The sequence below is a fragment of the Enterococcus sp. AZ095b genome (assembly GCF_051714725.1).
GTDB lineage: Bacteria > Bacillota > Bacilli > Lactobacillales > Enterococcaceae > Enterococcus_B > Enterococcus_B pernyi.
The window spans coordinates 1,580,228-1,593,972 of sequence record NZ_JBIOSL010000001.1 but is presented as its reverse complement, the minus strand read 5'-3'; the positions used below and the strand labels follow the sequence as shown (position 1 = coordinate 1,593,972).

The window sequence follows — 13,745 nt, the reverse complement described above, 5'->3', positions numbered from 1 at the left end:
GAAAAGGTAATGACTTCTATCACTTTAAGGGTTTCGCTTTAATATCTTAAGATAATTGTTAGCTATCCAAGCATTCTATTAGAATAGCTAAAACATAGTAGGTTCTTGATGCGTATTTTTTAGGTTGATTACTTAATCTTTATACATAATAAGGCTACAGTCTAATTGTTACTACAATTTTCTTATGCTACCTTAAATTTAGATATGTTAAATGAGGAGGCAACAGATAAATGTTTAAGTTGATTTTAAAGCAATTTTTACAGCATTGGAAAATTTGGCTATCCATCCTACCTATTTTTATTGTTTCTGGATTAATATTTAGCACTGCTTTTGTGATATTAAATGCTTTAAGTAGGGCTGATCTTAACAGTTCAGTTGATTATGGTGTTTTTATGCAGTTACCAATAGTAATAGGGATAGTAATGTTTTTTTTATTGACTATCAATGCAATGAAACAGTGTATAGACTTTTTTGATGGAACAAATGACATATTGCTTCTTTTAGGAGCTTCTCCTGCTCAAATCAGTTTGGTGATGACTGGACAAATGTTAGTAATTGGTATGATTGGAGCTGTTATTGGGAGCGGCTTTTCCTTAAAAGCTTCACAGCTTTTTTTGACCACCTTACCTTCGAGTTCTGCTAAAGATTCTCTTGTACATATCCCGCTTCAATTCTCATGGAATGTTGTTTTTGTTGTGATATTGATCCAACTAGCAATTATTCTATATACATGTATGCGTTATTGTCTTAAAAATTATAAGAAAAGAAAGGGGAGCCTTTCTTCCAACAGAGCGTTTATTAAAATGAAGAATAGCGGCAAATTTTTGGGAATACATGCATCACTAGTGAGCGTAGGGGCAACAATATATTTATATTTAAAAAATGTTCCTGATCCAACTTTAATAAAAGAATATACTCGAAGTATGAGTAACTCGATGAATTTATTGCTTCTTCTGTGGTTGTCTGTACTGATTACTATGAATTTTTTGATTCGTCCCATATTTCGAGGGATAGTACATAGAATTGTTGGGGTGCCAAAAATGACAAAGAATCCGATGATCCGCACTGCACTTTACAATATAAAAGAATTAATAAAATTAATTCGTCCAGTCAGCATCATTACTATGCTAGTTGGGAATTTTATAGCTTTGTTTCTCAACACTAAACTACTAATTGATGGAACAAATGATAGTTCTTATATCTCAGATTTGATCATCAACCTTATTTTTGTATTCGGGGCGCCAATACTCATTAGTTTAGCAAATGTAATTGTGTCAATTTGCCTTTTTAGAATAAAAACAAAAGTTGAATCTAAAAATTATTTTTATACTGGATGTACACCAGATTGGATTTTTAAAATGAGAATCATTGAAATCAGTTCAGTTTCATTCATTTCAATAATAATTACCTTCATTGGAACAATATTGTTTGCGATTCCACTGCTAAGAGTGACCTATCTGGGTGGTGGCAATATTTTTAAGGCAAATTGGTCGGTTAATCTCCTATTATCGTTAGGCGCTTTTCTAATATTCGGTTTATGTTTTATTGCAATTTATTGGTTTGAGCACTATACGTTAAAAAAGTATGTCGAGTAGATTTATTAATATACTAAAAGAATAGATTGTTTTAATTGAATCAAATATAAGAAAGTAATTAATTCAGATTGAAAGAAGGAAAGAAATTGCTGAATTGGGAGATCCTTCTACTATCAATGAGTAGTTTGCGTCCTACAGTTTTGTATGAGAGTTTGATTTATAAACTAGAATGATTTTATGGAGGTTAATATCGATGAGAGAGATAGTTATTTCAATAAACGAATTAAAAAAAGAGATACAGCTTGCGAAAGGAAATCTTTTACAAGTGCTGACTGATATTTCTTTTGAAGTAAAGCAACAAGAGTTTGTATCGATCGTAGGACCTTCTGGTTCAGGAAAAACAACGTTGCTTCATTGTATTTCTAGCTTATTACCTCCTACAAAAGGAGAGGTGTTAATTGATGGTTAATCACCATATGGATGGAGTGCAGCGAAATTAGCAAAGTTTCGTCGTAAAAAAATTGGTTTTATTTTTCAAGATTTTCAACTCATACCTTCATTGTCAGCCTACGATAATATGGTACTCCCAGGAACATTGAATGGGCACAAAATAAAAAGGGGAAATGTCGATACTTTGGCAGAACGATTGGAATTAAAAGCGGATTTACACCAGCCTATTGATGCTCTTTCGGGTGGTGAACAACAAAAAGTTGCAATTGGGCGCACAATATTAGCAGATCCAGAAATATTGTTTTTAGATGAACCTACTAGCGCATTAGATACTCACTCACGTATCCTTATTATGGAAGTACTTAAAGAATTAGTAAGCAAAGGAAAGACAATCGTTATGTTGACTCATGATCTAGAGCTTGCCAGTCAATCTTCCAGAGCAATTGTTATAAAGGATGGGCGCATTCATAATAATATAAGTTCGCCAACATTGGAAACCCTCATATTCTAAATGATACGATTCATTCATTTCTACCTTAGCTCCATCTACTTTTACTAAATGAAATTAGCGTATGCTTCCTTTGGTTCTCAAATAGATTAAACAAATCATTCGGACAAAAAAATAGATTCATGTATAATTTAATCAGAGTTTATATTACTATCGTTATAATATTTTTAGGAAACATCTTATGTAAAATCTATTGCTATTTTTTGTTCATTTATGAGGAGGAAAAAGATGAAAAGGGGATTTATTTCTAAGGGGATTTGTGGGTTCACGATACTTGCGATTTTAGCGAGTTCGTTTGGTATGAGTCAAGTTTTTGCAGAGGATTCGTCTACAATGGAAACCTCGACTGAATCGACTCAAACGTCAGCAGCTCCACAGATAAAAAGTACAGAAACGAATGAAGTCAGTCAAGAGAAAGAAACAGAGATACCCGCGCAAGAGACACAACAAACACCACCAGTACAAGCGAGTGAAGCAAAAGAAGCTCAACCAGAGCAACCACAAACTGCAATCGTCGATGGAGTAGAAGTAGTTTTGCAAGCGCCGGAAAAAGCTGGTAAAAACGAAGCTGATATCACGCAAGCGCCAAAAGAGGAATTGATCGAAGGTTCTCCAAGATTATTTCGAGCAGCTGTGCAAACGATTCCAATGTATCGTTTATTCAATCCACATAGTGGGGAGCATTTTTACACGAGAGATACTGGTGAACGAGATCATTTAAGAAGGATTGGTTGGAATTACGAAGGTGTTGGTTGGCAGGCACCGACAAGTGGTGATCCAGTCTATCGTTTGTACAATCGCTACAATGGAGAACATTTTTATACGTTGAACGCAAAAGAAAGAGATAGTATCACGAAACAAGGCTGGAAGTATGAAGGAATCGGTTGGTATTCCTATAAAGGAGCGAATGCCATTCCTGTCAGTCGTTTATATAGTAAACGAGTGAACTGGCACCATTACACATTAGATGAAAACGAGAAAAAAGTAATCACGAAACAAGGCTGGGTCTATGAAGGTGTTGGTTGGTACGCAGTTGGCAGTGGTCAACAAAATCAAGAGGACTATAAGCTATTGGGTGTGAAAAATTACAACCAATATGCGTTGGGTGCGCCAAGTGGATGTGAAGGGGCTTCTTTATTACAGGCACTTCAATATAAAGGAAAGATCACCAACTGGAGTTTGACTCAATTTTTGAATATAATTCCTAAATCTCCGAATGGTAATCCAAACAGCGGTTTTGTCGGCAGCCCATTTGTCGAAAACTCATGGACTTATTCTGCAATTTATCCTACACCTTTGACGGCGTGGGGCAAGAAGTACGGAAATGTCCAAAATATTTCAGGTAGCTCGATGAGTACGTTGTTAAACGAAGTCAAAAATGGCCATCCGGTTGTTGCTTGGGTGACGATCAACTTTCAGCCAATCCGTTGGGGAAATTGGAATTTTGGTATCGCAGCGAATAATAATCATGCGGTCACTCTTGATGGATATAATAAAGGAAGTAATCAAGTCCATGTATCTGATCCTATCAGTGGTTCTTATTGGATGAATCGGGCAACATTTGAGAATATTTATAATGCACGTAAATATGCGGTAGTTGTAAGATAGACTAAAGCTTAACAAAAACAATGGTTGCAGTAATTCTTTTCCCATAACCTGTAAAATCCGAGAATAGTTTGGATTTTATGGGTTTTTTTTATTGCATTATTCTATCTAGTTCAAAATCAATGGTTAGAAACAAATTCTATTACGTTAATGTAAGTTAAACATAGGAAGAATAGATTTCGGATCATTGCCTTATTTTATAATTTAGACAGGAAGTGAAAAAGAATAGGGAAGTGGAAATGATAATGGGAAAACTAGTAAAAGGATTATTAGTAATTGCGCTTATTTTAGGAATCGGTGCATTTTTTATTGAATCAAAGACAGAAGGCTTTCAAGCATTAACGGATAATTTTTTATCTGATAAAGAAGTGAAAGAATACTATGTCAAAACAAGTAGTGGGGATAAAAAAGGGAAGGATTATCTCTAGACGTTTGAAGGATACGATGAAGATGACACTCAACAAACAGTAAATAAAATTAGCGGATCACAAATTAAAGTAAGGTCGATACTTGTAAAATCGATGCAAAAGGTTTACAAGGAAAGCGCTGGAGTGAAGTATCAGAAAACGAAGTGCCTACGAAAGCATTGCAAAAAATCAATATATAATGGCTGAATTGTTTAATTACATTTGAGGTAGTTAATAATAAAAAAAGCTCACCGTGATGGATGTGATACATATCATGGGTGCTTTTTCAATGTTCTCAAAAACACACGCTCAGTACAAGGTCGATCAGCCATATTTTTTATTAGTGTTACTTTTTTGACAAACAAATAAATACATGGTATTGTTGTTCTACCTAAAACGTAATAGTTACGATTTGTATAATATAAAGTGAAATAAAGGAGCAGATTATTAGTGGCAAAAAAATCAAAAATTGCAAAAATGAATAAGCAAGTAGCTTTGATCAATAAATATAGTGAACAACGTCAAGAGTTGAAAGCAGCAAATGATTATGAAGGACTAGCTAAGTTGCCCAAAGAGTCTAATCCTAATCGTTTAAAACTTAGAGATCAAACAGATGGACGTCCTCGAGGCTACATGAGAAAATTTGGCATGTCTCGAATCACTTTTAGAGAACTGGCACATCAAGGATTGATCCCAGGAGTTAAAAAAGCAAGTTGGTAAAATAGGAGGAAAAAGTTATGGCAGTACCAGCAAGAAAAACATCGAAAGCAAAAAAACGTTTGCGACGAACACACCAAAGTTTGACGAAACCAGAGATTTCTTTTGACGAGTTGACTGGTGATTATCGTCGAAGCCATCATGTCTCTTTAAAAGGCTACTATAAAGGACGCAAAGTGACAGAATAACCGATTGGAAGCTGCAAGGGGGTTCAAGAAATGGAAATTATTTATCCGCCATTAGTCGAACAAGGAATCAAATATTATTCGGAAACGGTGAAAGAACCTGTAGATAAAGGGGAATTCTATCGTGCGATGGTCGATAAGAAACTGATCACAGAAACTGGCCTTCCTACAGAACATGCGCTAGAGCAAGGCTTTGTCAAAGACTATTACGAAAAACAAAACTTGTCCTTTGAAGAATTTTTGGACATTTATCCTATTTTTCAAAAGTATGACGCCGATTTGTTCAAATCTATTGACGGCTTCTGGGAGATTCCTGTAGACTTGAAAATAGAATTAATGGAAATGCTTGAAACTGATCAACTGGATTATGATGACGAACAACAAATCAACATCTATTTAGAAGATCGATAAAAGGATAGAATAAGAAAATCCAAAAGGACAATCAATATGCACAACTTTCGTAAATCAGGTATAAAACCTTGGGATATCATCATTATTAGTATTCTGGTAGTTGCTTCTTTCGTTCCGACAATTGTCTTTGCTTTGTCATTTGATAACGCAGAAATCGGTAATAGTGTGAAGTATGCAGTAGTCAAAATCGACGGAAAAGAAGTCGAACGATTTGATTTAGATGAAATCAGTAGCAAGATGGTGACTTACTATCCATCTGATACCCAATACAATATTGTCGAAATCCATGAAGGCAAGATCAGAGTTAAAGAAGATAATAGTCCCGATCAAATCGCTGTCAGAACTGGCTGGATCTCGGAACCTGGACAAACAAGTATCTGTTTGCCGCATCGACTAGTCATTACAATTGAACAAGAAGGACAGTCGGATTATCATATCTATTAAGTAAGAGAAAACTGCTACTATCAGCTTAGATAAAGTTGATGGTGGTAGTTTTTTTAGTTGTCTCAAAAATAGAGAAGATTCGGAATTATTATATCTTTATCTAATGAATCATTGAAATTGTGTTAATGGTTCATTTGTTTTTTATATATAACTAAAATAAAGATGAATTTAAAACGTTATAAATATAGCTGTTTATCAAAATTTATGGATGAAAAATATTAAATAAAGCAATCTATGTGAATGGTTTTAGATTAAAAAATAACGATAAAATATAATATGTAAAAATAGTTTATGATATAATCAGTATCTGAACGCTTGATATTAAAGATTATTATCATGTAGGAGAATTATAATGAGAGAAATGGACAAAAGAAGTGAATTGTTGAGTATCGGAGAATTGGCGAAAATAACCGGTGTCAATATTAAATCGTTAAGATATTGTGAACAAGTCGGGGTATTATTGCCGGTATACATCAATCCAGATTCTGGCTATCGCTATTATTCCTTAGCGCAAGTGAGTGCGGTCGAGCTGATTCAAGCATGTGTAGAGATTGGGTTGCCTTTAAAGGAATTACATCGCTTCAGTGATCCGAATAATTCCATCGATTACCTATCTTTTTTATCATATAGCGAAGAATTAATGAAACAAAAAATCGATTCGCTCCAACAAAATTTAAAAGGAATGCAAGAGGTAAAAGAAGAAATTAATTTGTTAAAAACATATCGACATTCTAAAAAGCAACATATTCGGCAATTGTCAGAAAAGTACTTATATGTTTTTCCTTATCAACAGACTGATAACAAAAAGACACTTTATACAGAAGCAGCCAATTTGTTTGATCGATCGATGGAAGCAGGGTATGAGCCTTTATATGATTTTGGTATTCTCTATGAATTTATTGATAAAAACGTGCACCAGTATATGTATATAGAAATCAAGCCTACAAAAAATGTCGGTAACAATATCAAGATTTTACCTAGTGGAGAATACGCATGCCGATTTAGTCCTAAAAGTTACGGTGAGCGCCTTCCAGAGTTGTTTCCAGAAATATTTAAAAAAAAGTCGACTGTTCTTGCGATCGAAGCAGAAGCTTCCACTGGAACATTAGAAGAAATCGTTTATGAGATTCGAGTTTTCAGCGAGGGAATGAATGATTGAAAAATCCGTCATCACTGAACAAACGACGAAAAGTCAAAATGTTGAAGTAACTAATCATGCTGACAGACAATCCAAGTTTTATTATAGTTGATTGGTTTCATGAGGGTTTCAAATAAAATCTATCGTAAAAGGGCATAATAGCGAATCAACAATACAAAAACTGATTTCGATCGACGATCAAAATCAGTTTTTTTGTTCATGTTACCTATAATTTGTTGTGAAAGTTCTATGATTTGTTCATATACCTAAAACAAAGAAAACGTTATCATTTTTGTGAATCAATTAAATTTAGGAGGAGCGGAGATGAAGGATAAGAAAAAAATGGCGGTCGGACTCTTTTGTGCAGTAGTAATAGCAAGTGCAATTGGTAGTGGGACAACGTATCACGCAGAGACTAAAACGTTTGATTACAAAGAAACAGAAGCAGCAACTTACCAACGAGGAATGGATAATCAGCCAGAATCGTCTTACTGGTTTCCTAAAGACTTGCTAGAATGGGAATTTTCTAAAGATCCAGATGCACCTTATAATGTTAGCCAAGTACCTTTGGCAAAACGGATCGATAAAAACGCACTGGCAACTTCAAATGACACGCAGACACCAGAAATGAAAGTTGTCGCTTTGTCGATCATGAATAGCAGTACAAGTGGGAATGCGCCTAGAGGTATCAATACTTTTGATGCCAATGTATTTTCCAATTGGCAATATATCGATCAACTTGTGTATTGGGGTGGTTCGTCTGGTGAAGGGATCATTGTACCGCCAAGTCCTGATGTCATTGATGCAGCCCATAAAAATGGCGTGCCAGTATTAGGGACAGTTTTCTTTCCGCAGTCTGCTCATGGCGGTAAAATCGAATGGTTGGATACATTCTTGCAAAAAGATGAGGATGGTACTTTTCCTTTAGTCGATCAATTGATCGAAGTAGCTACTCGATATGGGTTTGATGGCTGGTTTATCAATCAGGAAACGGACACATTAGTCACAAGTTTTGACGATGCAAACAATCATAAAAAGGTAGAAGGGGCGAATACGACAGAAGGATTGAGTAAAAAACATGCGGATTTGATGCAAGAATTCATCAAACAATTCAAGCAAAAAGAAGCAGCATTAGAAATCATGTGGTATGATTCAATGACTTCGGAAGGGAAGATGGATTGGCAAAATGCACTGACGGATAAAAACCAAGCTTTTTTAGTCGATGCGGAGATGAATCCTTTAGCAGATAGCATGTTTTTGAATTTCTGGTGGAACACCGATCGTTTAGCTAGTCAAGAGCTATTGAAAGCTTCTAAAAAGAAAGCAAATGAATTAGGCATTGATCCTTATCAATTATATGCGGGCATCGATGTCCAACAAAATGGCTATGATACACCAGTGAATTGGCGGTTGTTCACAGATGAAACCGGCACTCCGTATACTTCGTTAGGTCTATATGTGCCAAGTTGGACATACACATCAGCTAGTGATCCTGCTGATTTTCAACGTCGTGAATTGCGTTTTTGGGTAAATGAACAAGGTGATCCAACGAAAGGGAAGGCACCGGTAGAAAAAGAATGGCCTGGGATCTCTACGTATGCAGTAGAGCAGAGCGCTATTACCAGCATGCCTTTTGTGACGAATTTTAGTATGGGGAATGGGTATGGATACTTTATCAATGGAAAAAAAGTATCTGATCTAGAGTGGAATAATCGCAGTATGCAAGACGTGATGCCAACGTATCGTTGGATCTTTGATCATCAAGGAGAAAATCAATTAGCCGTTGAGATGGATTACGATGAGGCGTTTCGTGGCGGAAATTCTTTGCTTCTTAAAGGGAGTATGGTGAACGAGGCAACAAGCACAATCAAACTGTATCGAATGGATGGAATCATTTCCGATAAAACTTCTATCACAACAACGGCAAAAGCAACGAGCACGAGCCAACTTGACTTAGTTTTAGAAATGGCTGACGGACGAAAAGAAATCATCTCGGCAAGTGAGCCAATCGGTCGGGATTGGACGACTGTCAGCTATGATGTCAGTCGGTTAGCAGGAGAAAAAATCAACACACTCTCTTATCAGCTTGCTTCTTCAGAGACTCAGTCCGATTACGCGCTACACTTGGGTCAATTAGCACTGACAGATGGAAAGGAACTTCCAACCACAAAAGTTTCGGGACTGAGGCTTGAAGATGTTGCATTTGATGAAGAGGAAGGGCGATACGCTGGCATACGACTGGCTTGGGATGAGACGGAGAGTCAAGCATGCTACTATGAGATCTACCGGTTAAATCCTGATAACTCAAAATCTTTCTTAGGAGCAACACCAGCTACGAATCATTATATCAATGCCCTTGAACGAACCTTAGACACCGCGCAAACCAAATTGATTGTCGTGCCTGTTGATGCGCTGGGTAATCAAGGTGAACATTCAGAGGCCGTTTCTTTTGATTGGCCGGATAATAAAGTGCCGAGAGCTGATTTTACTGCTTCAAGAACGTTAGCTGCTCCAGGATCAGCGATTACTTTTACAAACACGTCATCCTTAAACACTGAAACGGTTACTTGGGAATTTGAAGGTGGGGATATTACGACAAGTCATGAACATTCGCCAGTTGTCACTTACCACAAAGAAGGTGTTTATAAAGTCAAATTAACGGCAAGCAATCAAGCAGGGGAGACACCTGCTGAAAAAAATGGTTTGATTACAATTTCTAATAAAGTACCAATGGAGTTACCGCTGTTATCACGAAACGCGAAAGCGACCGCTTCCTCTTATACCAACGAAGCGGAAGCCCCTCATTTTGCAATCGATGGCGACTTGACGACTAAATGGTGTGCAACGGGTATGCCACCACACGAATTGACACTTGATTTAGGGAATGTTCAAACCATTAGTGAAGTTCGCATAGACCATGCGCAAGCAGGTGGAGAAAGTCCTGACATGAATACAAAAGCATATGCGATCGAAATAAGTGAAGATGGAGCGATATATAAAGAAGTTGCCAAAACTACCAATAATACGGCGAGTAGCTCCGTCGAGACTTTTGCAGTACAATCTGCACGATATGTCCGATTACGTATTGACAAACCAACACAAGGATCAGACACTGCAGCAAGAATCTATGGATTTGAAGTATTTGGACTGCCAGAATTATTACACTAACTTAGTGGGATAAAAAGTGTATTTGTCATCTCATCACTTCTATCATTTAATATAATTGAAATGTTTAAAATTCACATCATTATAAATAAGCGTCACCCTTTTCGAAATCATGAAAATGATTTTCGAGTAGTGGCGCTTATTTAGCAATGCATTTCTAATGCAGATTTCGTTGCCTTTATATAATCAAAAGAGTTTTACTTATTAAGGTTTGAGCGTCGCTTTTTTTCAAAGAACGTCAATCCAGCAATAATTAATACTACAACAAAGTATGTTGTCCAACTAATCACATTAAAAAGTAATAAAGCTAGTCCAATGATCAAACATAATAGTAAAATCCATACGGTTAGATTTTTTTCCATAGCATATTGAAAACATCGAAGCGTCAATTTCTTGTATCACATAAAGAATAAGCTATCGCTGATTTCACTTCCAAACCTCCTTGTAAACGGCTTCTAAAGACAAAAATATTTTCATCTTGAAAAAGAAATTTTAACACAAAGTAAAAAAGATTGTAAGAATTAGTTGAAGATTAGTGCAAATCAGGTACTTATTCAAATTGCTAAAAATAGGATCAAATAATTGAAAAAGAGAATATTCCTAAGAACAAGCTAGAATCATTCGATCGTCATATGTAAGATAAGAGTGGAGTTTCATCACGCATATAAAAATTTAAGACACCTACTTTGACCTTTCAAGTAGGTGTCTTATTGTGAACTAGAGTTGCAATCGTCCATTCGAGGTTTTCACTCCTATGCGGATTTTTTAAGTTCTTGCACTGCTTGTTCGATCGTTACACCAGTCGCAACACGATTGCTATCTTCTTTGTCGAACACGACGAAAAGATTTAAATCGGTATTAAGAGTGACACGATATTGTAATTCTTTGTTATAGAATGTCATAGTCATTCTCCTTTCTTATTGTTCTGTTGAAAGGCAACGATACGTTGATAACGAAATTGCATAACTATTATAGCACAGATAGGTGAATTGAATCAACTGTATTTTTATTAAATAATAATTATTATTATTTGAAGTGGATCATTGACACAAAAAAATTGGATTACATAAGTGAAAAGGAGGGATAAGAAGATGTAGACTAGAATATGAAATTGATAAGAAAAAAGCAGTATACGAGATCAGAGTGATCATTTCGTATACTGCATAAATTATTTTAGTAACATTTTTCGCAAGGGGTCAATCCGCGTGCCAATGCTTCACTCATTGTCGCAGGATAGTAGTCACCGTTACCACACTTATGCGTATGGTACTTTGCTCCAGTTCTGGTAACTAAGACTTGTGCTTCATTTGCTTGTGCCTGTTGCGCTTGAGCTGCGGCTGCTTGTTCTTGTGCCACGCGCTGGGCTTCTGCTTGTTCAGCAGCTACACGAGCTTCTTCAGCGATACGCGCTTGTTCCGCTGCCTGTGCTGCCTGTTCTGCTTCGAGACGAGCTTGTTCTTCCTGAGCTTTCTTTTCCGCTTCAAGTCTTGCTTGTTCTTCTTGCGCTTTTTTATCTGCTTCACGTTTTGCTTGCTCTTCTTGCGCTTTCTTATCTGCTTCACGTTTCGCTTGTTCTTCTTGTGCTTTTTTCTCAGCTGCTAATTTTTCTTCTTTCTTTTTCTCTTCTAATTCTTTCTTTTCCGCCGCTTCTCGTTGGGCTTTTTCTTCACTAGATGTTGAAGTTGTTTCCGAAGTAGCGGTATCTGCTTTTGACGCTTGATTGGTACCAGATCCGCAAGCGCTACTGACCAGTAGTAAACCGAATAAAGCACTAAATAAAATGAGATGGCGCTGCCAAGCTTTTCCATTTCTTTTACTTGATCGACTAAATAGATGTAGACCAAGCATCAAACTGATTAATCCTAACAATAACAACAATAAATTCATTTTTTCCTCCTGTTTCTACGAAAAATAGATCGCTTTCATGCAAAGCTCCCCCTAATAAAAGCGATTGGTTTTATTTACGGTGATTGACCGTATTCTCTATGTCGGAATCGAACCGACGAAAGCCAGTTAGAGAGTGTAGATAAATCAAAAAAGAAAAGTAGTAGAAGAAAGCACAACGTTATAATTATATAAAGAAATAATAACAAACAAACTTTATTTTATCATTAAGATGAACATAATAACAGAGAGTTTTAATGGATGATGATTTTTTTAATATTTGTTTTTTTTATGTAAAAAATGTTATATTTGATGAAGAAAAGTATCGTTTTGATATCATAATCGTTCGAATATAAAAATAAACCAAGAGTTTACATGAAAAAGAGAGTCAGGATGAAAAACTGGGTAGAGGAGGAGTTAATATGCGCATTTTGTTTATTAATGCAAGCCCGAACAAAGAGGGGATGACCGTTAAATGGGGAGAAAAAATCTTAAAGGATATCGACTATACGGTCCTGCATTTAGTTGATTATTCGATCAATCAGTTAGGACAGATGACCGAAAAGGATGAATTTGACAAAGTCATGGGAGTAATCAAACAAGCTGACGTCTTGGTGATTGGTACGCCCATCTACTGGTGGGATGTGACCGGTTTGTTAAAAACATTTATTGATCGCTGGACGGATCTATTTGAGTATGGGTTAGACACACCAGATGCTCCTTTGTATCAAAAATCGGTTTTCTGGTTTGTTCAAGGATCTGCGCCAGAGGAAGCTATCAGCGGAATTAGACGAATGCTGTCTAATGTGAGTGACCGGTTTTTGATGCAGAAGTTAGGAATGATTTATCAGAAGAAAGACATTGCTTCATCTAATGAACAAATCAAACAAATGAGATGAATAGAGAAATTGAAAGTACCGAGGGTTTATAGTTGTGTTTTCTAAAAGGGCATGCTATAGTGTAAAAGTAATCTATTTTGAAACGTAATTTGAGCTATAAGTTAAACATTATAAGACTCCTTTTGCCTATCAAATATTTATTGCACTATAAACGTACGTTGATACGTATCAGGAGGAAATATACATGAATAACGGTACAGTAAAATGGTTTAACGCAGACAAAGGTTTTGGATTTATCACTGGTGAAGATGGAAATGACGTATTCGCTCATTTTTCAGCTATCCAAGGTGACGGTTTCAAAACATTAGACGAAGGTCAAGCTGTGACTTTTGATGTTGAAGATGGACAACGTGGCCCTCAAGCAATCAACATCGTTAAAGCATAATCAAACGATTGA

13 protein-coding genes and 1 pseudogene are annotated in these 13,745 nt (G+C 36.2%); 12 read left to right on the top strand and 2 right to left on the bottom strand.

The features are described 5' to 3' along the window. Positions 1–230: 230 nt before the first annotated feature. From IGJ99_RS07685 to IGJ99_RS07640, 10 genes and pseudogenes are all read left to right on the top strand, one after another. Positions 231–1,595 (top strand): hypothetical protein, encoded by a 1,365-nt coding sequence (locus tag IGJ99_RS07685; protein ID WP_409173375.1) that lies wholly within the window; start codon positions 231–233, stop codon positions 1,593–1,595. Positions 1,596–1,788: 193 nt separating this feature from the next. Next, positions 1,789–2,496, top strand: a pseudogene (locus tag IGJ99_RS07680) (ABC transporter ATP-binding protein). A gap of 225 nt (positions 2,497–2,721) precedes the next feature. Beyond that, on the top strand, positions 2,722–4,101 hold the full coding sequence (locus IGJ99_RS07675) for a C39 family peptidase (RefSeq protein WP_438748106.1): 1,380 nt from the start codon (positions 2,722–2,724) through the stop codon (positions 4,099–4,101). 242 nt (positions 4,102–4,343) lie between these two features. Then, on the top strand, positions 4,344–4,526 hold the full coding sequence (locus IGJ99_RS07670) for a hypothetical protein (RefSeq protein ID WP_023519747.1): 183 nt from the start codon (positions 4,344–4,346) through the stop codon (positions 4,524–4,526). Positions 4,527–4,955: 429 nt separating this feature from the next. Then, the gene (rpsN, locus tag IGJ99_RS07665) at positions 4,956–5,225 is read left to right on the top strand and encodes a 30S ribosomal protein S14 (protein ID WP_010735346.1); all 270 of its coding nucleotides are present in this window, start codon (positions 4,956–4,958) and stop codon (positions 5,223–5,225) included. Between the two features lie 17 nt (positions 5,226–5,242). Then, entirely contained in the window at positions 5,243–5,410 is a 168-nt protein-coding gene (rpmF, locus tag IGJ99_RS07660; RefSeq protein WP_010735347.1) for a 50S ribosomal protein L32, read from the top strand. 30 nt (positions 5,411–5,440) lie between these two features. Continuing rightward, complete coding sequence (locus IGJ99_RS07655; RefSeq protein WP_224434756.1) at positions 5,441–5,818, top strand: hypothetical protein; 378 nt, start codon at positions 5,441–5,443, stop codon at positions 5,816–5,818. Positions 5,819–5,854: 36 nt separating this feature from the next. Further along, positions 5,855–6,262, top strand: a complete 408-nt coding sequence (locus IGJ99_RS07650; protein WP_023519745.1) for a NusG domain II-containing protein — start codon at positions 5,855–5,857, stop codon at positions 6,260–6,262. Positions 6,263–6,614: 352 nt separating this feature from the next. Further along, positions 6,615–7,421, top strand: coding sequence for a MerR family transcriptional regulator (locus IGJ99_RS07645; protein ID WP_023519744.1), 807 nt, complete (start codon positions 6,615–6,617; stop codon positions 7,419–7,421). A 303-nt stretch (positions 7,422–7,724) separates the two neighbouring features. Continuing rightward, positions 7,725–10,568 (top strand): endo-beta-N-acetylglucosaminidase, encoded by a 2,844-nt coding sequence (locus IGJ99_RS07640; protein WP_438748103.1) that lies wholly within the window; start codon positions 7,725–7,727, stop codon positions 10,566–10,568. 749 nt (positions 10,569–11,317) lie between these two features. Here the strand turns inward: IGJ99_RS07640 and IGJ99_RS07635 are convergent. Both IGJ99_RS07635 and IGJ99_RS07630 read right to left on the bottom strand, forming a co-directional pair. Beyond that, positions 11,318–11,467, bottom strand: coding sequence for a hypothetical protein (locus IGJ99_RS07635; protein WP_010735353.1), 150 nt, complete (start codon positions 11,465–11,467; stop codon positions 11,318–11,320). A 271-nt stretch (positions 11,468–11,738) separates the two neighbouring features. Next, positions 11,739–12,452, bottom strand: coding sequence for a hypothetical protein (locus tag IGJ99_RS07630; RefSeq protein ID WP_438748101.1), 714 nt, complete (start codon positions 12,450–12,452; stop codon positions 11,739–11,741). A gap of 419 nt (positions 12,453–12,871) precedes the next feature. On the opposite strand from IGJ99_RS07630, the gene IGJ99_RS07625 reads away from it, so the two are divergent. Then, the gene (locus IGJ99_RS07625) at positions 12,872–13,348 is read left to right on the top strand and encodes a flavodoxin family protein (protein WP_023519741.1); all 477 of its coding nucleotides are present in this window, start codon (positions 12,872–12,874) and stop codon (positions 13,346–13,348) included. Between the two features lie 184 nt (positions 13,349–13,532). Beyond that, positions 13,533–13,733, top strand: coding sequence for a cold-shock protein (locus IGJ99_RS07620; RefSeq protein ID WP_010735357.1), 201 nt, complete (start codon positions 13,533–13,535; stop codon positions 13,731–13,733). The last annotated feature ends 12 nt before the right edge of the window (positions 13,734–13,745 follow it).